Raw genomic sequence first — 23,258 nt, 5'->3', positions numbered from 1 at the left:
GTCCGGGGTCGAGCAGACGAACGCGCCCCGTGGAACGAGGCTCTCCGTTTCACGTGAAACCATCACGCCAACACGCCTGCACAAGGATGGGGTGCGCAGGACGGCCAACGACGGCACCGGCGGAGAACGACGTGTCGACGCTAAGGGCAGCACAGTGGCGCCGAGAGACACGCAAGCCGAGAGACCGCCGCCGCATGCGAGGCACCTAAGCGGAGGAATCGCCGCGGCCGAAGGCTCGCAAGCGTCGCCGTTGCCGAGGAAGCGCGCAAGCGGAGGAATCGCCGTTGCCGAGGAGGCGGGCAGGTGCGAAATCGCCGCGGCCGAGGAGGCGCGCAAGCGCGAGAATCGCCGTTGCCGAGGAGTGGCGCAGGTGCGGATTCGTCGTGACCGAGGAGGCGCGCAAGTGGATCGCCGTTGCCGAGGAGGCGCGCAGAGCGGAGGAACTGCTGCGGGCGAGGAGGCGCGCGAGCGGAGGAACCGCCGCGGGCGAGGAGGCGCGCGAGCGGAGGAACTGCTGCGGGCGAGGAGGCGCGCAAGCGGAGGAACCGCTGCGGGCGAGGAGGCGCGCGAGTGGAGGTATTGCTGCGGACGGGAAGCGCCGGAGCGCCAGGAACTAGAGCGCGGGAGTGCCAGGAACTAAAGCGCGGGAGCGCCGGCAACTATGGAGAAGCGGCAGCGTTCCCGTGATGAGCGGCCGGAACGAGAAGCGGGGTGCGTGCCCACCCGGCACGCACCCCGCTCAGCACCACCACGATCAGCCCTGACGAGCGACCGCCCTCCCCACCAACGCCCCGAGGACCGCCCCGAGGTCCACCCCGGCGGCCTGGACCGCCAACGGCAGCAACGACGTCTCCGTCATCCCCGGCGACACATTGCACCCGAGGACCTGCGGCTCCCCACCCTCCGACACGATCACATCGATCCGGGACAGGTCGCGCAGCCCGAGCGCCTTGTACGCCGTCAACGCCGTCTCCGACACCCGCGCCGCCACCTCCGGATCGAGACGCGCCGGCACATGCCACGTCGTCAACCCCGCCGTGTAACGGGCCGCGTAGTCATAGACCCCGTCGCGGGGGACGATCTCCACGATCGGGAGTGCCTCCGGCCCCGTCCCCAGGTCGACGATCGACACGGCGAGCCGGGTCCCGCTGACATACTGCTCGACCAGCGCGGTCGAGTCGTACGCAAAGCACCCCACCATCGCAGCCGGAAGATCCGCCGCCTCCCGGACCACCGCGGCCCCCAGACCGGACCCGCCCTGGGCGGGTTTCACCATCAGCGGCAGCCCGAGCCGCTCGACGATCCGGTCCAGCACCGCCACCGCACCCAGCTCGGAGAACCGGTCGTGCGGCAACGCCACCCAGTCCGGCGTCGGGATCCCGGCCTCGCGCAGCCGGGACTTGGCGGACGGCTTGTCCCAGGCGAGCCGGGCGGTCCGCGCGTCGGCGCCGACGTAGGGCACCCCGCACAGGTCGAGCACCCCGCGCAGCGACCCGTCCTCCCCGGTCGCCCCGTGCAGGGCGATGACCACCGCGTCCGGCGGGTCGGCCTGCAACGCGGGCAGCAGCGAGACGTCGGCGTCGTGCAGTTCCGCCGTCATCCCGGTGGAGCGCAGCGCGTCCAGCACCCGGCGGCCGGACCGGAGCGAGACGTCCCGCTCGTAGGAGAGGCCGCCGGCCAGCACCAGCACTCGTAACTCGTCACGCGAACCCATAGCGGTGATCATGCCAAGTCCGGTCCGGGCGCGTCCGCGGCGGCCGGGCCGCGGCGGCGCTGCGCGGAGAGGGAGGTGGAGCTGCCGAAGACCGCGCGCATGGCGAGCTCCTGCTCCATCACCCCGGACAGGCGGCGCACGCCCTCACGCAGCCGCTCCGGGGCGGAGAACGAGAAGTTGAGCCGCAGGTTGCCCCGGCCGGTGCCGTCGGCGTAGAAGCCCGTTCCGGGCACGTAGGCGACCCGGGCGGCGATCGCGCGCGGCATCATCGCCTTCGAGTCGAGGCCCTCGGGGAGGGTGGCCCAGACGAACAGGCCACCGCCCGGCCGGGTCCACGTGGTGCCGGCCGGCATCAGATCGGTCAGCGCGCTGAGCAGGGCGTCCCGCCGCTCCCGGTAGATCTCCCGGTACACCTTGATCTGCTCCTGCCACGGCATCGTGGTCAGGTACTGGGTGACCGCGCCCTGCGCGAAGGCGCTCGGGCAGAGCACGTTCGCCTCGCTCATCATGACCAGTTTCTCCCGGACGGCGTGCGGGGCGAGCACCCAGCCGACCCGCAGGCCGGGGGCGAACGTCTTGGAGAAGGTGCTGCAGTAGAAGACCCCGTCGCGGCGCCGGGCCCGCAACGGCCGCGGCGCGTCGCCCTCGAAGGACAGCAACCCGTACGGATCGTCCTCGATCACCAGCAGCCCGGCCCGCTCGCAGATGTCGAGCACCCGCTCCCGCCGCTCGTCGGAGAGCGTGACGCCGGCCGGGTTCTGGAACGTCGGGATGGTGTAGAGGAATTTGGCTCGCTTCCCGGCCTGCGCCAACTCGAGAAGAGCTTCCTCGAGCGCCTCCGGGATCAGCCCTGCCTCGTCCATGGCCACGTGGCGCACCTGTGCCTGGGCGGCTTGGAGGACGCCGAGTGCGCCGACATAGGTCGGTCCCTCGGCGAGCACCACGTCGCCCGGGTCCAGGAACAGCCGGGCCAGCAGATCCAGGGCCTGCTGACCGCCGACCGTGACGACCACGTCGTCGGGGGAGGCGCCGGTGATCCCGGAGAGGGCCATCACCTCGCAGATCTGCTCCCGCAGCTCGATCGTGCCCTGGCCGATGCCGTACTGCAGGCTGGTGGCGCCGTGCGTGGAGCCGAGCTGGTTCAGCATCTCGCCGACCGCGTCGAGTGGCAGGGCGGCGATGTACGGCGAGCCGCCGGCCAGCGACACCACCTCGGGCCGGCTGGCGACGGCGAACAGGGCGCGGATCTCGGACGTGGTCATCCCACGAACCCTCCGCGCGTACCGATCGGTGTAGTCGTCCTGAGTAGTACCGGTCATGCGGGTCACCCCCAGAGGAAGAGCGGAAAACTCCGCCCAGCCTAATCGGCGGAGACATCCACGACTGCTCCCGTTCATGGGTGCTACGACGTACGATTTTCCAGGGCGCGGAGACAGCGGCCCGCTTCCGTGTCCCTCGTGCGGGGAGTTCGCCGATGTCGCGACGCCTGGTCAATCTCACTCTCGACACGCTCGAGGATCTGCCCCGGCCCTGCCGGCAGTGTGTCTACTGGGAGCTTGACCCGGTCTCCGCCGAGCGGGCCTGCGCCTCCGGCGACCCCGGGCTGGACAAGGAGGCCTGGGTCTCGCAGACACTTCTGGAGTGGGGTTCCTGCGGCAAGCTGGTCTATGTGGACGGCATGCCGGCCGGTTTCGTGATGTACGCCCCACCGGCCTACGTCCCCCGCTCGATGGCCTTCCCCACCTCGCCGGTCAGCGCCGACGCCGCGCTGCTCACCACGGCCAAGGTGGTGCCCGCGTTCGCCGGTGGCGGCCTGGGCCGGATGCTGGTGCAGGGGGTCGCCCGCGACCTCACCAAGCGCGGCGTCAAGGCGATCGAGGCTTTCGGCGACGCCAAGCCGGACGAGGAGAAGGAGGGGGCGTGCGTCGCCCCGGTCGACTTCTTCCTGTCGGTGGGCTTCAAGACGGTCCGCCCGCACCCGCGGTACCCGCGGCTGCGGCTGGAGCTGCGGACCGCCCTCTCCTGGAAGTCGGATGTGGAGTACGCGCTGGAGAAGCTGCTCGGCTCGATGAGCCCGGAGAAGCTGCTCCGCCCGATGCCGGCGACCAGCTCGATGGAGAACTGAGCGCGGACCGGGGCGTCAGCCCCGCTCGGCCAGCGCCATCCGCAGCTGCCGGACGTCGATCGAGCCGGTCGGCACGTCCCGCTCCACCGGGAAATACATCCGCTGCACCGCGGCCAGGATCGCCTCGACGATCTGCTCCCGGAACATCGGGTTGACCAGCCGCTCGCGGTCGGCCGGAGAGGTCAGATAACCCAGGTCGACGCGGACCGTCGGCATCCGGGTCAGGCGCAGCAGGTCCCAGGTCTTGGCGTGGGTGCGGCAGTCGTGCATCCCGGTGCGGACCACGATCTCGCGCTGCACCAGCGCGGCGAGGCGCTCGCCGACGGTGCTGCTCATCCCGCTGCCGGTGCCGTAGTGGTAGGTCGCCACGCCCTCGGCCGCCGGCGACGCGACGCCGTCCAGGTGTAGCGAGATCAGCAGGTCGGCGCCGAGACTGTTGGCCAGCGCGGCGCGCTCGGAGCCGCTCATCGGCTCGGCCGGCTGCGGGCCGCGGGTCAGGTGCACCCGCATGCCGGCCGCGGCGAGCCGGCCCTCGAGCCGGGCGGCCAGGTCGAACACCAGGTCGGCCTCGGTCCAGCGGAGCGGCCCGTCGGGCACCACCACGCCGGTGTCGTCGCCGCCGCCGTGCCCGGGGTCGATCACGATGGTCTTGCCCACCAGGTTCGGCCCGGACTGCCGAAACGCCTCCGCCTCGCGCAGCCACTGCGGGCGGCCACCGACCACCTTGCGGCCCAGCCGGCGCAACGCCTTCATCGTCTGCGGGCCGACCGAGCCGTCCTGGACCAGGCCCACCTCGCGCTGGAACTGGGCGACCGCGCGGGCGGTCCGGGCGCCGTAGATCGAGTCCGGACGGCCGGCGTCGTAGCCCATCTCCAGCAGGCGCTCCTGCAGGGCCCGGACGTCCTCGCCGACCAGCGCGCCGGGCACCGAGTGGAACAGCGTGCGCGAGCCGAGGCGCCAGCGGGCGCCGTCCAGCGCGCCCCACGTCTCGTCGCCGACCATGCCGTCCACGCCGAGCCCACGACTCTGCTGGAAGGCGCGGACCGCGTCCTCCACGCTCTCGTCGAAGAGATCCGGCTCACGGTCGGCGAGCAACTCCAGGCCGGCCAGGATCGACCGGATCTCGGAAACGGCAGGGCCGGTGTCTCCGCGTCGGATGGACCGCACTCACGACTCCCAGGGGCGAGAAAGGACGACCTTCCGGAGCGTACTCCGGGGCACAAAGAGAACCCCGCGTCCGACTGCGGACGCGGGGTTGCGGCAACCGATCAGAGCGCGGACTCGATGAAGTTGACCAGGAAGCTCTTCGGCTTGGCGCCGGTCACCAGGTTGACCCGCTCGCCGCCCTTGAAGATGGCCAGCGTGGGCACCGACATCACCTGGTAGGCGAGCGCCGTCTGCGGGTTCTCGTCAATGTTGACCTTGACGATCTCCACCTGCGAGCCCAGCTCCGAGTCGGCGATCTCGGCGAGCAGCGGGTCGACCTTCTTGCACGGCACACACCACTCGGCCCAGAAATCCACCAGCACTGGCTTGTCGGACTCCAGCACGTCGACGGCGAACGTCTTGTCGGTGACGACCTTCACGTGGACCCTCCCGGTCTTACAGCTCTACGAATGAAGCGATGAAGCGCTCGGCGTCCAGCGCCGCGGCACAGCCGGTGCCGGAGGCGGTGATCGCCTGCCGGTACGTGTGGTCGACCAGGTCACCGGCGGCGAACACGCCCGGGACGTTGGTCCGGGTGCTGGGCGAGTCCACCTTCACATAGCCCTCGTCGTCCAGCTCGACCTGGCCCTTGAAGAGCTCGCTGCGCGGGTCGTGGCCGATCGCCACGAAGACACCGGTCACGTCGAGCACCTTGGTCTCGCCGGTCTGCACGTTCTTCAGCCGGACGCCGACCACCTTGCCGTCGGAACCCAGGATCTCCTCGACCACCGAGTTCCACTCGACCTTGATCTTCTCGTTGTCCAGCGCCCGCCTCTGCATGACCTTGCTGGCCCGGAACGAGTCGCGGCGGTGCACGATGGTCACGGTCTCGGCGAACCGGGTGAGGAAGGTCGCCTCCTCCATCGCCGAGTCGCCGCCGCCGACCACCACGATGTGCTGACCGCGGAAGAAGAAGCCGTCACAGGTGGCGCAGGACGAGACACCGTGGCCGAGCAGCTCCTGCTCGCCGGGCACGCCGATCGGGCGCCACGCGGAGCCGGTCGCCAGGATCACCGCGCGGGCGAAGAACTGCTGGTCACCGACCCACACCGTTTTCAGGCCCTCGGTGCCGGCCTCGGTCGGCTTGTCGGTCAGCTCGACCCGGCTCACGTCGTCGGTGATGAACTCGGCGCCGAACTTCTCCGCCTGGGCGCGCATGTTGTCCATCAGCTCGGGACCCATGATGCCGTCACGGTGACCCGGGAAATTCTCCACCTCGGTGGTGGTCATCAGCGCGCCGCCGGACTGCACGCCCTCGATGACGAGGGGCTTGAGGTTGGCGCGCGCGGCATACAACGCCGCCGTGTACCCGGACGGTCCCGAACCGATGATGATCAGATTGCGGACCTCGTCCACTGCCGACTCCTCAAGATTGGTGTGTACGCCCGGTAGAACGCCATGCTAGGCATTCACCATTCCCCAGGTCCCGGCTCGTGTCGGACCTCACGGGGTGGCGTTCAGCGTACCGGCACTTTGCCGAGGGTGTCCGCGCCGCCACCAGCCGCGCCGCAGTCGGCTCCGCTGGCCCACACCCACTCGCCGTTGTCCGCGCTGAACCGGACCACCAGAGCCGCCGTGCCCTCGAACCGGGCGTAGTCGGCCGACTCGGCGGTGATCGGGCCGGCGCCGTTCTCCTGGGCGATCGCGGTCAGGCAGTCCAGCAGGGCGGCCGGGTCGCGCAGCCGGGCCAGACCCTGCTCCTCGGTGCCGGCGATGCCGGGGGAGTCCTCGGACGAGGTGGTTCTCGGGGCGTCGGTGGCCCGTTTCAGGCTCTGCCCCAGCGTGCCGAGCGTCTCCAGGGTGTAGTCCACGCCGCTGGTCAGGGTCAGCGGCGGGATCATGCCGACCAGCGCCTCGCCGCGCGCCGGAGCGGCCGCCGACGAGCCGGAGTCGGAGGCGGAATCGGGGCGGCTCAACCCGTACCCCAGGAAGGCGACCGCGCTCGCGGCGATCCCGATCGGCGCGGCGATCCGCAACCACCGGTGGCTGCCGCGCCGGCGGCGTCGCTCATCAAGATCCACAACCGTTTCCGGTACGGCCGGAGCGGCCGCCTCGTCCACCGGGACGGTGCTCACCGCCGGGGCGGCGAAGGCGGCGTCCAGGGCGGCGGCCAGCTCGGCCGGCATCGGCTCCGGCGGCAGGTCACCGAGCAGCGCGCCGACCGCGGCCATCTCCGGGACGAGCAGCGCGTAGGCCTCCTGCCACGCGGGCTCGGCGGCGATCAGGGCGGCCACCCGCTCCGCCTCCGGGGTGCCGTCCAGCGCGCCGCCGACATAGTCGGCCAGCAGGTCGATGTCGACCCCGTCGAACTCGGCCCCGGTCACCGCTGGTCCCTCCCCTCACGCCCGGTCGGCAGCGGAAGCACCGCACCCGACCTGGATGGGACGTCGGTGGTGCCGCTCCGGTTCCCATGGTGCCCCGGCTCACTCGACGGTCCACCGCGAAGGTCGCGCAACGACAGGGCCATCCGGGCCCGGCCGCGGGCGCACCGGCTCTTCACCGTGCCCTCGGCCACCCCGAGCATCGCGGCGGCCTCGGCCACGCCGTAACCCTGCACGTCGACCAGCACGATCGCGGCCCGCTGGTCGACCGGCAGGGCGGCCAGCGCCTGCCGCACCAGCAGCACAGTGTCCTGGTCGGGGGCGGGCGCGGCGGGCTCCGGGCGGGACGGGTGCTCGTCGCCGGGGCGGGAGCCGTCCGGCAGCGGCACGGTCGGGTGCGCCTGACGGCGCCGGATCCGGTCCAGGCAGGCGTTCACCACGATGCGGTGCAGCCAGGTGGTGACCGCCGAGTCGCCGCGGAACCCGGCCGCCGCGCGGTGCGCCGACAGCAGCGCGTCCTGCACCGCGTCGGCGGCCTCCTCACGGTCCCCGATGGTGCGCAGGGCGACCGCCCAGAGCCGGTCCCGGTGCCGCCGGACCAGCTCGCCGAAGGCCTGCGGATCACCCGCCACGTGGGCGCGCACCAGCTCGGCGTCACTCGGCACGGGGTCGCCCGTGCCGGCGCCGCCCGGCGGAACGTCCCGGGAAGTCACGCCAGCAATGTATGCCATGGGTCCACGGGCGGGCGCCCCTCGATGTCACGAAAAAGGGGCGGTTTCCCGCCCCTTTCCTGTGAACTCGGATCAGTAGCCGTAGAGCTCGATCTCGTTGACGTCGACCTGGTAGCCGGGAGTGTCGTCGTTCTTCGGCAGCTTGGTGACGAAGACCAGCACGTACTGGTACTTCTGGTTCGGGTCGAAGCCGGTCAGCGTCTGGTGGTCGCCGGTGTTGGCGTCCGAGTCGCTGTCGCTGAGCTTCGTGTACTCCTTGAGGATCTTCTTGTCGCCCTGGGTGGAGTCACCGGGATCGCTCTTGCCGGTCCGGATGTCGATCGCCGCGCCCGGGGCGGAGGTGACCACCCGGACGTCGGAGAGCGCGCGGGCCTCGGGCAGCTTGATCAGCACGCCCATGCCGTCTTTCAGGCCGCCGAAGTTGGCCGAGCCGTACCACGACATCTCCCAGGCGGTGTCCGGGTCGCCGTCGACGGTGTATTTCGCCTCGCCGGTGTCCTTGCGCTGGCCACCCGGCGCGTCGACGATCCGGACCATGTCGGCGGTCAGCGGGATCTTCACCGGGTTGCCCTGCGGGGCGTCGCTGGGATCGTCGGCGCCCGGCTGCGCGCCGGCGTTGGCGCCGACGGTCGAGGTGGACGAGGCGTCCGGCTTGCCGGACCGGTTGATCGCCTGGATCCCGAAGACCAGGCCGACAATCGCGATGATCACCAGCGCGCCGACGCCGAGCAGGATTTTCGGAGCGCTGCGCGCGGGCTCGGTGGCGGTGCCGCCGCTCTGCACGAAGCGCAGCGGACCGACGTCCTCGAACTCCTCGTCCTCGGCGGCCGCGTCCAGCCGGCCCAGCTCGGCGGTGAGCGCCTCGGCGGCCGGCGCGGCCACCCGCCGGTCCAGCAGATCCATGGTCAGATCGTCGAGGTACGCCGGGACGCCGGCCCGGATCTGCCGGGGCGCGGCCGGGTTGCCGGCGCTGTCCCGGGTCGCGTCGGGCAGCGCGGAGCGGCCCACCTCGGTGTGCGGCCAGTGGCCGGTGAGCGCGAAGTAGAGGACCCCGCCGACCGCGCGGACGTCGGCCTCGACGCTGTCCGCCTCGTCGGCGCGGGCGTCGGCCAGCACCACCCGGCCGTCGTCGCCGATCAGCGTGGTGCCGGGATGCACGTTGCCGTGCACCATGCCGGTGGCGTGCACCGCGGTCAGCGCGTCGGCGACCGAGTGCGCGATGGCGATCGCCCGGGCCGGGTCGAGCGGGCCCTCGGCGGCGATCAGGTCACGCAGCGACTCGCCCTCGACCCACTCGCGGACCACGTAGGCCCGCTGCTCCTCGTCGATGGCGTCGTAGACGCCGACCAGATTGGGGTGGAGCACCCGGCTCGCGGCGACCGCGGCCTGCAGCATCTCGGCGGCCGAGTCGCCACCCGGATGCCGGAGCACGACCGCGACCGGGCGGCGCAGCACCACGTCGATCCCACGCCAGACCTGCCGGCCGGCGCTGTCGTTGTTGACGTGCTGCTCCAGCTGATAGCGCTCGGCCAGGATCTCACCGACGGTGGGGGCACCGAAGGTCAAGACCGGTCCGGCCTCGTCGGCCGCGGTCTCGTGGCCTTCGCCGACCTGGGTCACCAGTCCTCCCTCGGTGGTGCATGTCTCGGTGCTCGGGACAAGGTGCTCCGGAGCACATGCCGACAACGACCATACCCGCACTCAGCCAGCCTTCGGCAGGTCGTCCCCCCGGCGCGGCATTGGCGTGGCCCCGTACGAACGGGTGCTTTTCCGGGCAGTCCGGAGGAAGGACCCCTGTTCAGGGCAGGCCCGGCAAAGCTCAGCGACCGATTTTGCGGCGCACCATGCTGACCACCTGGGTCACCTCGCGGACGCGCAGCAGGTACGCCCCGGCCAGGTAGGCGATCAGGATCACCGCGCCGGTCGGGATCAGCTGGACCAGCGCCTCGATCCGCCCGTCCGGCTCGCTCCCGCCGGGCAGCAGGTGCAGCACCAGCAGGCCGAGCCCGGCGGCGACCCCGGCGGCGACCGCGACCCGGGCCAGCGAGGCGGCCACCGAGCCGAGGTTGAGCCGGCCGATCCGGCGGCGCAGCACGGCCAGCGAGATCAGCGCCGAGATCAGGTACGAGAGCGCGTTGGCAGCGGTCATGCCGGCCGCCAGCAGCGACTGCTTGAGCACCTCGGCGAGCAGGAAGTACGCGCCGATCCGGACCGCGACCACGGCCAGGTTGATCAGCGCGACGGTCTTGTTGCCCTGCAGCGCGTAGAAGGCGTAGGTGCACAGGTAGCTGATCGACAGCGGGATCACCGCGAACGCGGCCACGGTCAGCACGTCGCCGGTGGCCAGCGCGTCCGCGTTGGAGAAACGGCCACCCTGGAACAGGAAGACCGAGATCGGCGCGCTCAGCACCGCGTAGACCACCACGATCGGGGCGAGCGCCGCGGAGGTGAGCTTGATGCCGCGGCTCAGGTCGGCGCTGACCTCGTCGTACCGGCCCTCGGCAGCGGCCGCGCTCATCTTCGGCAGCAGCGCGGTCATCACCGACACCCCGACGATGCCGTGCGCCATCATGGTCAGCAGGAAGACGTTGTTGAACGCCAGGATGCTGGCGCTGCTGTCGCTGCCGGTCACGTCGCTGAGCACCCGGACCAGCAGGAAGACGGCAAGCTGGTTGGCCCCGGCGTAAACCAGCATCCAGCCGGCCAGCTGGCCGATCTCGCGCAGCCCGAGCGCGCGCGGCGCCCACTTCCACCGCCAGCGGAAACCCACCTTGCGCAGTGCCGGCATCAGGCCGAGAGCCTGGACCACGATGCCGAGCAGGGTGCCGCCGCCGATCAGCACGATCTGGGCGGTGGTGATGTTGTCCGGGGTCAGCTCCTTCTGACTGCCGTAGACCAGCAGGAACAGGCCGCAGGTGGCGATCACCACGATGTTGTTCAGGATCGGCGCCCACATCGGCGCGGCGAAGTGCCCCCGCACGTTGAGCACGGCGCCGGCCAGCCCGGACAGGCCGGTGAAGAAGATGATCGGCAGGATCAGGTACGCGAAGTGGGTGACCAGTTCCCGGTAGGCCGGGCTGGTGTCGCTGCCGGACTGGATCGCGGTGATCACCGAGGCCAGCGAGACCACCAGCAGCGTCGCGATGCCGAGCGACACCACGGCGAAGGTCAGCAGCCGCTGGGTGAACTCCTGGCCGCCGTCCGGGTCGCTCTTGCGGCGGCGGACCAGCAGCGGCACCAGCACGCTGGACAGGATGCCGCCGAGCAGCAGCTCGTAGATCTGGTTCGGCAAGAACTGGGCGCTGGTGTAGGCGTCGCCGACCACCTTGCCGACGGTGATGCCGATCAGGGCGGTCCGGACGAAGCCGATGATCCGGCTGACCAGGCTGCCGACCGCCATGATCGCGCTCTGGCCGGCCGTGCCGCCGCTGCCCCCACCGGCCGCCGGCAGGTTCTCCGGAGGCAGCGCCTGATCACCGGCGGCGGTGGGCGTCGACTGGTCGTCGACCGAGACGACCGTCACGCCCTCCTGCCGGTGCGGGTTGCCGTCCGGCGCCGCGTGCGTGCTGCGGTACAAGCCGCCGTTCACCCATGCCTCCCGAACCGTACCGATGATGGAGCCACCTTAGAAGAAAACGTCACACGTGGTGACGCAGGAGGGTGCCGGGCTCAGCCCCGGCCAGGGTCTCCACCATCCAGCAGGCCTCCAGCGGCACCAGGGGCTCACTCAGCGCGTCCAGGACGGTCGGGTGGTCGCAGCCGGCCTCGGTCAGCGCGCCGAGCAGCGCGGGGACCGGGGCCAGGTCACCGGAGTCGGCGATCCGCCGGGCCAGGGGACGGGTGCCGGCGTACCAGTGCTGGCTCGGGAGGGCTGCCAGGTGCGCGGTGGCCCGGCGTACCAAATCAGCCAGCTCCTCATGCGGGAACCGTTTGTCGGCGCGCACCTGATCCCCGGCCTGGTCCGGCGCGCTCAGCGCCGCGATCGCGGCCTCGTCCAGCACCTGCGGCGACGGCGCGGGCGGCGCCGGCCACCAGTGCTCCGCGGTGAACAGCGGCAGCGGCGCCTGCTCCGGGCCGGACGGCGGGGGCGGCGGCACCTCGCGGCGCAACGACCGGTACGCCGCCTCGCGCACCCCCGCCACCGCGGGCACGTCGTCGTCGGCGGTCGCCGGGGCGAATGGTGAGAGCAGCGCCACCACCAGCCCCGGATGCGGCAGCGTCGGGTCGGCCAGCGCGATCACCCGGGCGCACGTCTCCAGCTCCCACCAGCGCAGCGCCGCCGGGTACGGCCCGGTGGCCGGCGCCCAGCCGAGCTGGACCGGCTCGCTGGTGGCCGGGCGGCGCAGGCCGAGGGTCCGCTCACCGGACGGCAGCTCGATCTCCAGCACCAGGGCATAGCCGTCGAGCACCGGGAACGAGACCCGGAGCAGCTCGGGGAGGAACTCGGTGTCGCTGATCTCGCCGGTCCAGAACCCGGGATCCAGGCTCAGCAGGCGCAGCGCCTCGGGGACGGGCACGTTCCCATCCTGCCCGGCGCGTCCCGCGAGCGCCAACGCAGCCATCCGACCGTCCCACCCGCCACCCGGAAACGGAACCGGAACCCGATACGCTGGTCACCCCATGTCTGTACTCAACGATGCCCAGCAGAACGCGGTCGCCGAGCTCCTCCGCGTGTCCCCCCTCGCCGACGAGCTGGGGCGCCGCTTCGGTGCCGCCGGCCACGAGCTGCACCTGGTCGGCGGATCGGTCCGGGACGCGTTGCTCGGTCGGCTCGGTGACGACCTCGACTTCTGCACCGACGCCCGGCCGGAGCAGACGCTCGCCGTGGTCAGCGGCTGGGCCGACGCGATCTGGGAGACCGGCCGCGAGTTCGGCACGATCGGCATCCAGAAGAACGGACTGCGGATCGAGATCACCACGTTCCGCGCCGAGGCCTACGACGGGGTCAGCCGCAACCCGGTGGTGCAGTACGGCGACTCGCTGCTCGACGACCTGGGCCGCCGCGACTTCACCATCAACGCGATGGCCGTGTCGCTGCCCGGGCACGAGTTCACCGACCCGTTCGGCGGGATCGCCGACCTGGCCGCCCGGGTGATCCGGACGCCGGCCGCCCCGGAGCTGTCCTTCGGTGACGATCCACTTCGGATGCTGCGGGCCGCCCGCTTCGCCGCGAAACTGCAGTTCACTGTGGATCCCGGGGTGGTCGCCGCGATGCGGGACATGGCGGCCGACCTGGACCGGATCACCGCGGAGCGGATCCGCGACGAGTTCACCAAGCTGATGTGCGGCGCCGACCCGATCGCCGGGCTGCGGCTGCTGGTCGACACCGGGCTGGCCGACCGCTTCCTGCCGGAGATCTCCGGGCTGAAACTGGAGATCGACGAGCACGCTCAGCACAAGGACGTCTACGAGCACACGCTGATCGTGGTGATGAACGCGATGCGGCTCGAGGGCGACGAGGCGCCGGACTTTGTGCTCCGGATGGCCGCGCTGATGCACGACGTCGGCAAGCCGGCCACCAAGGCGGTCGGCCGGGACGGCCGGGTCAGCTTCCACCACCACGAGGTGGTCGGCGCCCGGCTCACCAAGCAGCGGATGAAGGCCCTGAAATACCCCAAGGACGTCACCTCCGAGGTGGTCGGCCTGGTCGCCCTGCACCTGCGCTTCTACGGGTACGGGCGGGGCGAGTGGACCGACTCCGCGGTCCGCCGGTACGTCACCGACGCCGGCCCGCTGCTGGCCCGCCTGCACAAGCTGACCCGGTCCGACGTGACCACCCGGAACCGGCGCAAGGCGGCCCAGCTCGCCGCCGACTACGACGCCCTCGAGGACCGGATCGCCCGGATCGCGGCCGAGGAGGACCTCGCCAAGGTCCGCCCCGACCTGGACGGCAACGCGATCATGGAGCTGCTCGGCGTGCCGCCGGGCCCGATCGTCGGCCAGGCCTGGCGCTTCCTGAAAGAGCTCCGCCTCGACCGCGGGCCGCTGGATCGCGACGAGGCCGAGGCGGAACTCTTCAAGTGGGCCCGCGAGCAGGGCCACATCTCCTGATCAGCCGACGCCGAGGCTGACCTCCCGGTCGGCGAAGTCGGCCGGGAGCCGGGTGCTCGCCCGCAACGTCCCGGTCAGGTCGTGGAGGCCCACGTCCAGGCCGTTCAGGGTGACGATCTGGTCGTTGCCGACGAAGCGGACCTGCGCGGTGACGGCCGGGTAGTCGAACGCCGACAGGTCCCGGATGACGCCGACCGTCCGGCCGGTCGCCACCTCGACGATCCGCAGGCCGGTCTCGTCGGTGGCATCCGGCAGCACCACGACGTGGCGCCCGTCCGGCGACCAGGCCGCCGTCCCGGCCGGCACGCCCGGGATGGGAAGCGTACGCAGAAGCTTGCCGGTCGTCACCGAGTAGACGGCGATGCTCTCGACGGTGCTCGGTTCCCCCTCGGACCCCGAGACGGTCTCGTCCCGCTGCGCGATCGCGACCTTCCGCCCACCCGGCAGCCAGGTGAAGAAGCAGTGGCTCGGGCAGAGCTCGCCGGCCGACGGGATCTCCCGGTCGGTCTCGGCGAGGGTCTTCGCGTCGATGATCCGGAAGCCGCCGGAGTTGAGGGTGAGCAGCACCTTCGTGCCATCCTCGGACCAGACCGCGCCGCTGCCGGACCCGTGGTTGAGCAGCCGGCCGGCGCCGGTCGCCGCATTGACGAAACCGAGCGGCACGTAGCCGCCCACCGCGCTGGCGTCCTCGACCATCACATACGGGCCCGTCGGCGCGCCGACGAACTGCTGGTACTTGCTCGAGTAGGTGCGGTAGCGGCCGGTGGCCCGGTCCAGCGCGACGTTGCCGGCCTGCATCGTCTCCGGCGCCGGCACGTCGTTGCCCTCGGCGTCCCAGGTCGACCGGCGGCCCACCGAGGTGACCACCAGGCCACCGGGCAGCGCGATCGGCGCCTTCCACCAGTCCTTGCCGATCGCCGGCGCGGTCACCACCCGGCTCGGCGCCGGGGCCGACGGGGGCGCGGTGGCCGGCGCCGGTCCCGGCTCGGCGCGGTGTCCACTCACGACGGCATACGGCGCGATCACCGCGCCGGCCAGCACGGCGACGGCCACGGCCAGCACGGCCCGGCGGCGCCGGCGGATCCGCCGGCCGCGGATCCGGGCGACCATGGCCATGCCGTTCAGCGGGGGCGCGGACCCGGCCAGATCCTCGACGGTGGCGCGCAGATCGTCTTCGAGATGCCTCATCGGGCGGCCTCCGTCCGGCTCGTCCAGTCGTCGACCCCACCGACCAGCTCGCGCAGTTTGGCCAGCGCCCGGGAGGCCTGGCTGGCCACCGTCCCCGGCCGGCAGCCCAGCACCTCGGCGGTCTCCTCGACGGTGCGGTCCTCCAGGTACCGCATCACCAGCACGGCCCGCTGCCGGGCGGGCAGCGAGAGCAGCGCCTCACGCAGCGCGAGGCGCTCGGTCACGTCATGGTCGTGCCGTCCGGCCTCCGGCCGCTCCGGCACGTCGGCGACCGTCACCTCGTTGCGGCGCATCGGCCGGCGCCAGGCCGACACCCGGTCGTTGTAAATGATCTTTCGTACGTACGCCTCCGCCTCCCCGTGGATGCGGGGCCAGCGGGCGTACGCCTTGGCCAGCGCCCCCTGCACCAGGTCCGCGGCAGCGTCCCGGTCCCCCGTCAAGGCATGCGCGATCCGGAGCAGCGCCTGCCCCCGATCCGCGACGAATGCGGTGAACTCCGCTTCGAGCGCTTGCTTCACCGATCACCTCCGCCGGGTATGACGCGCGGACCGGCCCAAAACCTTGCACGGATCATCGACCGAATGTCAGCTTCCGCCCGGCCAGCACGTCGGGCAGGGTCAGTGTCTCGATCGGCGTGCCGTCCGCGGTGTACCGGGTCACCCTCTCCCGGTCGGCGGCGAGCACCGTGCCGTCCGGCCGGAACACCGCGGTCTCGGCGGCGAGCCCGCGAACGACGTGGCCGCTGGCGGCATCGACCACCCAGACGCGACCGACCTGGTCGGTGTCCCGGGTGAGGACCAGCCGGCCGTCCGGCGACCAGGCGTCCCGGCCCAGCGGCGCTCCGGTCACCGGGACGTCGCGCAGGAGCTCGCCGGTGCCGGCGTCGAAGATCGCCAGGCCGGTGACCCGCGGCGCCTCGCTGTTCTGGGCGACCGCCTGGGGCAGCGCGACCTGCTTCCCGCCGGCCAGCCAGGTGTACTGGCAGCGGTTGAGGCAGCGGGTCCGGCCCGGATCGACGTCGTGGTCGGCGGCCGCGCCGGTGGCCGGATCCACCACGGAGAATCCGGTGTCCCGGGTGACCAGCAGCCGGGCGCCGTCGGTCGACCAGACCGCGGCGCTGGCGATCGGGTACGGCAGGGTCCGTTCCTGGCCGGTGGTGACGTCCAGCAGGTGCAGGCGTTCCGCCGCCAGCCGCTCGACCACCGCGTACCGGCCGGTCGGCGAGACGGTGAGCGATCCGGTGAAGCCGGGCACCTGCCGGTAGCCGGTGCCGCCCGGCGGGAGCACCAGGGCGGAGGTGTCGCCGGACGAGCCGTAGCGGAACGCGCCGACCAGGGGGACGCCGCCGGGCAGCAGGTAGGCCCGCTGCTCGGCGAAGGGCCGGGTGCCCAGGTCGACGACGGTGGGCGCGGGCGCGACGGCGGCCGGGGCCGGCTGGTGCGAGCGGGTCAGCGAGTACGGCACCGCCGCGGCCGCCGCCACCAGGATCGCCGCGGCGGACGAGACGACCGTCCGGCGGATCCGGCGTCGCCGGTGCCCGGCGGCCAGCGCGCGGGTGGGCAGGGCGTGCGGTCTCCCGGCCTCCCCGGCCAGGTCGCGCAGCGCGGTGCGGAGCAGGTCGTCGGCGGTCCGGGTCATCGCAGCACCTCCGCGGTGAGAGTCTCGTTCAGGTCCGGGATCAGTTCGCGCAGCTTGCGCAGCGCCCGGGTGGCCTGGCTGGCGACCGTGCCGCGCCGGCAGCCGAGCAGCTCCGCGGTCTCGTCCACCGACCGGTCCTCCAGGTAGCGCAGGACCAGCACGGCGCGTTGCCGGGCGGGCAGCGTGAGCAGGGCCTGCCGGAGGGCCAGGCGCAGCGTCGTGTCGTGGTCGTGCCCGGAGCCCGGTGGCGGCTCGGGCACCTCGGCGACCGGGAACTCCTGGATCCGGGACTGCCGGCGCCAGATCGAGACCCGGTCGTTGTAGATGATCCGCCGCAGGTAGGGCTCGGCGTCGTCCCGGATCCGCGGCCACCTCGTGTACGCCTTCGCCAGCGCGGCCTGCACCAGATCCTCGGCGGATCGCTGGTCGCCGGTCATCGCGTACGCGATCCGCACCAGGGCCGCACCGCGCTCCTCGACGAACGCGGTGAACTCGGCGTCGGTCGACTCCTTCACGTGCACCTCCGCCGGATAGAACGTGTGGGCGGCGCCGATGTCTGCACGGCCGGCGGAGTTTGTCGTACCCCCGAGGCAGAATCGGGGGGTGTTCGTCGTCGAGTCACCGATCGGGCCGCTCGGCGTCGCCGTGGAGGGCGACGCCGTGGTCGGGGTGCGGTTCGGCGCCCACCCCGGCGATGCCGGAGCCCATCCGGCCGCGGCGCAGCTGGCCGCCTATTTCGCCGGGGAGCTGACCGCGTTCACCGTGCCGGTCGAGATGCGTGGCGGCTCCGCGTTCGAGCGCGCGGTGTGGGCCGAGATCGCCAAGATTCCGTACGGCGAGATGGTCACCTACGGCGCGATCGCGCACGCCCTGGGCGATCCGGGGGCGGCCCGCGCGGTCGGCACGGCCTGCAACCACAACCCGGTGCCGGTGATCGTCCCGTGTCACCGGGTGGTCGGGGCCGGCGGCAGGATGGTCGGCTTCGGCGGCGGGCTGGAGCGCAAACGCAAGCTGCTCGAGCTGGAGGCCCGGGTGGCGCTGACCCGCGCCTGGGGCTGAACCGGGGACGGCGCTCCGGCCGTACCGAAAAGTGGGGTTGTGTGAAAAAAGGCCGGCCCAGAGTCTGGGCCGGCCTCTCTCAAGCGCAGCGCGTCAGCGCTCCACCTCACCCTTGATGAAGGCCTCGACGGCGTTGTGCGCGTCGTGGTCGCTGTACTGCACGGGCGGGGACTTCATGAAGTAGGACGACGCCGAGAGGATCGGGCCGCCGATGCCGCGGTCCTTGGCGATCTTCGCGGCGCGGACCGCGTCGATGATCACACCGGCCGAGTTCGGCGAGTCCCACACCTCGAGCTTGAGCTCGGCGTTCAGCGGGGTGTCACCGAACGAGCGGCCCTCGAGACGGATGTACGCCCACTTGCGGTCGTCGAGCCACGGCACGTGGTCGGACGGGCCGATGTGCACGTCGCTCTTGATCATCTCGTGCGGGATCTGCGAGGTCACCGACTGGGTCTTCGAGATCTTCTTGGAGACCAGGCGGTTGCGCTCCAGCATGTTCATGAAGTCCATGTTGCCGCCGAAGTTGAGCTGGTACGTGCGCAGCAGCTCGACGCCACGGTCTTCGAACAGCTTGGCCAGCGCGCGGTGCACGATGGTGGCGCCGACCTGGCTCTTGATGTCGTCGCCGACGATCGGCAGACCGGCGTCGGTGAACTTCTGCGCCCAGACCGGGTCGGAGGCGATGAAGACCGGCAGAGCGTTCACGAACGCGCAACCGGCGTCGATCGCGGCCTGCGCGTAGAACTTGTCGGCCTGCTCGGAACCGACCGGGAGGTAGGAGACGACCACGTCGACCTCGGCGTCGCGCAGGGCCTGCGCCACGTCGACGGCCTCGGCCGAGGACTCCTCGATGATCTCCCGGTAGTACGTGCCCAGACCGTCGAAGGTCGGGCCACGCTGCACGGTGACGCCGGTCGGCGGCACGTCGGTCAGCTTGATCGTGTTGTTCTCGCTGGCGACGATCGCCTCGGCCAGGTCCATGCCGACCTTCTTGGCGTCCACATCGAACGCCGCGACGAACTTCACGTCGGATACGTGGTAGTCGCCGAAGGTCACGTGCATGAGACCCGGGACGCGGTCGTTGGGGTCGGCGTTCTTGTAGTACTCCACGCCCTGCACGAGGGACGAGGCGCAGTTACCCACACCGACGATGGCGACGCGGACGGAGCCCATCGCGTTTGCCTCCTTGTTGTTCATCACGGCCGGTCCAGGTGCGGACGCGGTGGTTCCGGGGGTGTCTCCGCCGCCGGCGACAGCCCGCCGGCACGGTTGCGGAAGGCCGGGGTACGGCCGGACCGCTCGTTGGTGATCAGCTCCTCCAGCCAGCGGACCTCGCGCTCGCAGGCGTCGAGGCCGTGCCGCTGCAGCTCCAGCGTGTACGCGTCGAGGCGGTCGGCGGCCCGGGCGAGAATCTCCCGGAGCCCCTCCCGGCGCTCCTCGATGCGACGCCGGCGACCCTCGAGGATCCGCAGCCGGGTCGCTTGATCAGTCCGTGCGAAGAACGCGAAGTGCACCCCGAACCCGGCGTCGTCATACGTCTCCGGCCCGGCAGTGGCCAGGAGCTCCGCGAAGCGTTCCTTGCCCTCTGCCGTGATCTTGTAGACAACCCGGCCCCGTTTGCTGGTCATCGGGGGAACAATCTCGTTGTTGTTCGCCTCGGCCTCGCTGATCCAGCCGGCCAGCTTCAACCGCTTCAGCGTCGGGTACAGCGTCCCGTAACTGATCGCGGCGCGAAGCGTGCCGAGCTTGGTGGCCAGCTCCTTGCGGAGTTCGTACCCGTGCATCGGGGTCTCCTGCAGAAGCCCGAGGATCGCCAGTTCCAGCACCTCGACCCCTCCCGCAGTCTGTGTCCCGATGTATCGGCCCGATACATCGTCACCGTAGATCGGGATCCCGGGCGGCGCAACTCGGACATGCTGCGCTGTCGCCACGCCACGCTCCGTGATGACGGTCGCCCTGTTCGCGGGGACCGCGTACTCTCTTCGCCATGCGCACGCAGCGGCAGGTGGTCGACTACTCGCTTCAGAGGCGGTCAGTCCTGCGTGACGTGCGGAATGGCAAGGTCAGCCCGCTAGAGGTGTGCGACGCGTCGCCGTACTTGAAAAACGCTGCGACGTTCCACGGTGAGCCGACCGACGAGCGGTGCCCGATCTGCCGCCGGGACAACCTGACACTGGTGCACTACGTCTATGGCGACGAGCTGAAGCAGTCCGCCGGCCAGGCCCACAAGGTCGCCGAGTTGTCGGTTCTCGCGATGACACTCCGTGAGTGCCAGGTCTTCGTCGTCGAGGTGTGCCGCTCCTGCTCGTGGAACCATCTCATCGAGCGCTACGTGCTCGGCCGGGACGCGCTCGACGAGGATGAGTCCCCGATCCAGTGGAAAACGGGTTCGGTTTCACAAGTCGGGGAGGGCCGGCGGTGAACCGGATCGATCTCAGTAACGTGGACACGTTTAAGACCGGCTCGTTTTCGACGTCTCAACAGTCGGCTGCCGCCAACGCAGCCTCAAACGCCCGCTCGTGGCGCGGCCTCCGGGAGCACTTCCCGGCGGGACGAGCCGCGCCCCCGCGAACGGTAGGTGTGAAGGAATGAACGCGTACGGCGATCCGCAGAACGCACGAGCCCGGGCCCGAGTGCCCGGGCCGTCCGCTGCTTCCGGACCGGACGACGACCAGCGTCCCGCACCCGATGCTTACCGGCGTCCATCCGGTTCCGCGTCGGTGGGCTCCGCCTCCGTCGGCGGCTCGGCCGCGGTGGGTGGGCGCGCCTCGGTCGGTTCCGCCTCGGTCGGCTCGGCCACCCCAGGCCGTGCCTCGGTGAGCGGCGCCGCCCCGGTCGGCGGCCGGGCCTCGGTCGGTGCCGCGTCGGTCGGTGCCGCCGCGGTCGGTGGGCGCGCCTCGGTGCCGCCACCCGGGTCCGGTGGTGGCGGAGGCTCCGGTGGATCCGGCGGTGGTGGCGGCGGCAAGCGGCCCCGCACCAAGGCCGACAAGAAGTACCGCCGGGCGAACATCCTCACCGCCGCGGCCGCCGTGCTGGTCATCATGATCGGCGCCGGCATCGTCGGCGGCACCTACTTCTTCGACGACGTCGAGCTGCCCACGCCCAAGGCCGAGGATCAGATGAACGTGATCCTCAACGCCAAGGGCCAGACGCTCGCCAAACTCGGCGATCCCCGGGTCAACGTGCCGTACCAGAACATCTCCGACACCATGGCGCACGCCGTCGCCGCGGCCGAGGACAAGAACTTCTACACGCACAACGGCATCGACATGAAGGGCATCGCCCGCGCCGCCTGGAACAACTTCACCGGCGGCGACAAGCAGGGCGCGTCCACCATCACCCAGCAGTACGCGCGGCACGTCGCCGAACTCAAGGAGATCAGCTACAGCCGCAAGCTGCGCGAGGCGGTGATCGCCCGCAAGCTGGAGTCGAAGTACCAGAAGCCCGAGATCATGGGGCTGTACCTGAACTACATCGACCTCGGCGAGGGCCGGCTCGGCGCGGAGGCCGCGGCGAACGGCTACTACAACGTCAGCATCGTCAAGGGTGGGTCCGGCGGCCGGAAGGAGATCAATCCTTACCAGGCCGCGGTGATCGCCTCGATCATCAAGCAGCCCTACCCGTCCGCCACGCATCAGGGATACGACCCGAACATCAACCCCACCGACGCCAAGATCCGGTGGGACTACACGATGCGCAACATGTACGAGATGGGCTGGATCACCAAGGACGTCTACGACAAGCGCGTCTGGCCCAAGCCGCTGCCGAACAAGACCAGCGCCACCTGTAAGACCTGCGCGGACGGCAAGCCGGTCGGCATGATCCTGCGCCACGTGACGTACGAGCTGAACCAGCTCGGCATCAACAAGGAGATGCGCGATCGGGGTGGCCTGACCATCACCACCACGATCGACCCGGTGATCCAGAAGGCCGCCGAGGAGGCCGGTTCCGCCAAGAGCGACGAGTCGCCGCTGCACGGGCGGCCGAAGACGTACCAGTCCGCGGTGATCGGCATCGACCCGGACAACGGTGAGGTGCTGGGGTACTACGGCGGCGACGATCCCGAGGGCATCGACTACGGCGGCTACATGTCCGGTGACGGCAGCGGCGTGACGAAGGACAGCGGCGGGCAGTCGCCGGCGTCGTCCTTCAAGATCTACACGCTGTCCGCAGCGCTGAAGAACAACTACTCGTTCAAGACCACCTGGGACGGCACCAAGACCCGGGAGAACGGTAAGAAGATCAGCAACGCGGGCGCCGACGACAGCCTGTGCAACGGCAAGATCAAGTTCTGTGATCTGGAGACGGCGACCATCCGGTCGTACAACTTCCCGTTCTACTGGATCGCCGACACGCTGCGCCCGGACAAGGTGCTGGGCGCCGCGCGGGACGCCGGCATCCAGTACGTCTGGAACAACGACGGCGTCCGGATCGACCTGAAGACCGCCAGCGCTGCCACGATCAACAAGAACTTCAGCAGTGAGGTCGGTTTCGGCCAGTTCCGGGTGGTCCCGCTGGAGCACGCCACCGGTGTCGCCACCATCGTGGCGCAGGGTGTGCGGCACCAGACGCACTTCATCAAGTCGATCAAGGCGGTCGACCCGGCCACCGGCAAGACCAAGAGCCTGACCACGGTCACCAAGGAAGGCGTCAAGGTCTTCGACGCGCAGCAGATGTCGGACCTGACCGCGGTGCTGAAGCAGATCCCGGACCACGCCAAGCACGACCTCGCGAACGGCCGCGAGGCGGTTGCCAAGAGTGGGTCGTGGGAGCTCAACAGCGAGAACAGCAGCGCGAACGGTGACGCCTGGTTCGTCGGCGGCATCCCGCAGCTGGCGGCGACCGTCTGGGTCGGCGGTAAGAAGAACCGGGTGCCGCTGACCGAGGAAAGCGGCAAGAAGATGTTCGGCTCCGGCACCCCGGCGTCGATCTGGAAGAAGTTCCTCGATACGGTCGCCGAGAAGAAGGACTGGGAAAAAGCCTCGTTCCCGGAGCGGCAGCGTGGCGGTGACGACTCGCTCGGCAACGGCCAGGCGCCGCCGCCGGAGCCGGATCCGATCCAGGACAACAGCGGGGTCTGCGACGGCGCGCTGTCGATCCTGTGCCAGGGCCAGAACAACGGTGGCGGGAACAACCAGGACAACGGTGGCGGCGGTAACGGCGGCAACACCGGTCCGGGGAACAACAACAACAACGGTGGCGGCGGTAACGGCGGTTAGCCGACC

General features: G+C 71.0%; 21 protein-coding genes. 5 read left to right on the top strand and 16 right to left on the bottom strand.

What is annotated here, in order from left to right; genetic code table 11:
* Positions 1–754: 754 nt before the first annotated feature.
* Together BJY16_RS07890 and BJY16_RS07885 are read right to left on the bottom strand one after the other, a co-directional pair.
* On the bottom strand, positions 755–1,714 hold the full coding sequence (locus tag BJY16_RS07890) for a D-alanine--D-alanine ligase family protein (protein WP_373873454.1): 960 nt from the start codon (positions 1,712–1,714) through the stop codon (positions 755–757).
* An 8-nt stretch (positions 1,715–1,722) separates the two neighbouring features.
* Positions 1,723–3,033, bottom strand: a complete 1,311-nt coding sequence (locus BJY16_RS07885; protein ID WP_185038434.1) for an aminotransferase-like domain-containing protein — start codon at positions 3,031–3,033, stop codon at positions 1,723–1,725.
* A 155-nt stretch (positions 3,034–3,188) separates the two neighbouring features.
* Between BJY16_RS07885 and BJY16_RS07880 the strand changes: the two genes are divergently transcribed.
* Positions 3,189–3,839, top strand: coding sequence for a GNAT family N-acetyltransferase (locus tag BJY16_RS07880; protein WP_185038433.1), 651 nt, complete (start codon positions 3,189–3,191; stop codon positions 3,837–3,839).
* Between the two features lie 15 nt (positions 3,840–3,854).
* Here the strand turns inward: BJY16_RS07880 and BJY16_RS07875 are convergent, their stop codons facing one another.
* From BJY16_RS07875 to BJY16_RS07840, 8 genes are all read right to left on the bottom strand, one after another.
* Positions 3,855–5,006 (bottom strand): N-acetylmuramoyl-L-alanine amidase, encoded by a 1,152-nt coding sequence (locus BJY16_RS07875; protein ID WP_185038432.1) that lies wholly within the window; start codon positions 5,004–5,006, stop codon positions 3,855–3,857.
* Between the two features lie 101 nt (positions 5,007–5,107).
* Entirely contained in the window at positions 5,108–5,425 is a 318-nt protein-coding gene (trxA, locus tag BJY16_RS07870; RefSeq protein ID WP_185038431.1) for a thioredoxin, read from the bottom strand.
* 16 nt (positions 5,426–5,441) lie between these two features.
* Entirely contained in the window at positions 5,442–6,401 is a 960-nt protein-coding gene (trxB, locus tag BJY16_RS07865) for a thioredoxin-disulfide reductase (RefSeq protein WP_185038430.1), read from the bottom strand.
* 101 nt (positions 6,402–6,502) lie between these two features.
* Positions 6,503–7,369, bottom strand: coding sequence for an RsmA family anti-sigma factor (locus BJY16_RS07860; protein ID WP_185038429.1), 867 nt, complete (start codon positions 7,367–7,369; stop codon positions 6,503–6,505).
* Positions 7,366–8,097 carry an RNA polymerase sigma factor SigM gene (sigM, locus tag BJY16_RS07855; RefSeq protein ID WP_185038428.1) on the bottom strand — a complete coding sequence of 244 codons (732 nt, stop codon included), beginning with the start codon at positions 8,095–8,097 and terminating at the stop codon, positions 7,366–7,368. The genes BJY16_RS07860 and sigM overlap by 4 nt, the downstream gene beginning before the upstream one ends.
* 72 nt (positions 8,098–8,169) lie before the next feature.
* Entirely contained in the window at positions 8,170–9,717 is a 1,548-nt protein-coding gene (locus tag BJY16_RS07850) for a protein kinase family protein (RefSeq protein ID WP_185038427.1), read from the bottom strand.
* Positions 9,718–9,916: 199 nt separating this feature from the next.
* Positions 9,917–11,686: a murein biosynthesis integral membrane protein MurJ gene (gene murJ, locus BJY16_RS07845; protein ID WP_185038426.1), complete on the bottom strand. Its 1,770-nt coding sequence runs from the start codon at positions 11,684–11,686 to the stop codon at positions 9,917–9,919.
* Between the two features lie 49 nt (positions 11,687–11,735).
* Positions 11,736–12,614, bottom strand: a complete 879-nt coding sequence (locus BJY16_RS07840) for a hypothetical protein (RefSeq protein WP_239177481.1) — start codon at positions 12,612–12,614, stop codon at positions 11,736–11,738.
* Positions 12,615–12,717: 103 nt separating this feature from the next.
* On the opposite strand from BJY16_RS07840, the gene BJY16_RS07835 reads away from it, so the two are divergent.
* Entirely contained in the window at positions 12,718–14,148 is a 1,431-nt protein-coding gene (locus BJY16_RS07835; protein ID WP_185038424.1) for a CCA tRNA nucleotidyltransferase, read from the top strand.
* Here BJY16_RS07835 and BJY16_RS07830 read toward each other — a convergent pair whose 3' ends face one another.
* From BJY16_RS07830 to BJY16_RS07815, 4 genes are read right to left on the bottom strand one after another with little or no spacing between them, the layout of a single operon-like run.
* A complete protein-coding gene (locus tag BJY16_RS07830; protein WP_185038423.1) occupies positions 14,149–15,336 on the bottom strand; it encodes a WD40 repeat domain-containing protein in 1,188 nt (395 codons plus the stop codon). It abuts the gene before it with no gap.
* Positions 15,333–15,854, bottom strand: coding sequence for a SigE family RNA polymerase sigma factor (locus BJY16_RS07825; RefSeq protein WP_185038422.1), 522 nt, complete (start codon positions 15,852–15,854; stop codon positions 15,333–15,335). The genes BJY16_RS07830 and BJY16_RS07825 overlap by 4 nt, the downstream gene beginning before the upstream one ends.
* Before the next feature lie 52 nt (positions 15,855–15,906).
* On the bottom strand, positions 15,907–16,974 hold the full coding sequence (locus BJY16_RS07820) for a TolB family protein (RefSeq protein WP_185038421.1): 1,068 nt from the start codon (positions 16,972–16,974) through the stop codon (positions 15,907–15,909).
* A complete protein-coding gene (locus tag BJY16_RS07815; protein WP_185038420.1) occupies positions 16,971–17,489 on the bottom strand; it encodes a SigE family RNA polymerase sigma factor in 519 nt (172 codons plus the stop codon). The genes BJY16_RS07820 and BJY16_RS07815 overlap by 4 nt, the downstream gene beginning before the upstream one ends.
* A gap of 88 nt (positions 17,490–17,577) precedes the next feature.
* Here BJY16_RS07815 and BJY16_RS07810 point away from each other — a divergent pair, with 88 nt between their 5' ends.
* Positions 17,578–18,033: a methylated-DNA--[protein]-cysteine S-methyltransferase gene (locus tag BJY16_RS07810; RefSeq protein WP_185038419.1), complete on the top strand. Its 456-nt coding sequence runs from the start codon at positions 17,578–17,580 to the stop codon at positions 18,031–18,033.
* Between the two features lie 93 nt (positions 18,034–18,126).
* Here BJY16_RS07810 and BJY16_RS07805 read toward each other — a convergent pair whose 3' ends face one another.
* Both BJY16_RS07805 and BJY16_RS07800 read right to left on the bottom strand, forming a co-directional pair.
* Positions 18,127–19,206 (bottom strand): inositol-3-phosphate synthase, encoded by a 1,080-nt coding sequence (locus BJY16_RS07805; RefSeq protein ID WP_185038418.1) that lies wholly within the window; start codon positions 19,204–19,206, stop codon positions 18,127–18,129.
* A gap of 23 nt (positions 19,207–19,229) precedes the next feature.
* Entirely contained in the window at positions 19,230–19,859 is a 630-nt protein-coding gene (locus BJY16_RS07800; protein ID WP_185038417.1) for a PadR family transcriptional regulator, read from the bottom strand.
* Positions 19,860–20,020: 161 nt separating this feature from the next.
* On the opposite strand from BJY16_RS07800, the gene BJY16_RS07795 reads away from it, so the two are divergent.
* Positions 20,021–20,455 (top strand): DUF5318 domain-containing protein, encoded by a 435-nt coding sequence (locus BJY16_RS07795; RefSeq protein WP_185038416.1) that lies wholly within the window; start codon positions 20,021–20,023, stop codon positions 20,453–20,455.
* A gap of 298 nt (positions 20,456–20,753) precedes the next feature.
* A complete protein-coding gene (locus BJY16_RS07790; protein WP_275408070.1) occupies positions 20,754–23,252 on the top strand; it encodes a transglycosylase domain-containing protein in 2,499 nt (832 codons plus the stop codon).
* Positions 23,253–23,258 lie beyond the last annotated feature (6 nt).

The sequence above is a fragment of the Actinoplanes octamycinicus genome (assembly GCF_014205225.1).
GTDB lineage: Bacteria > Actinomycetota > Actinomycetes > Mycobacteriales > Micromonosporaceae > Actinoplanes > Actinoplanes octamycinicus.
This window is presented reverse-complemented; position numbering and strand designations above follow the sequence as displayed.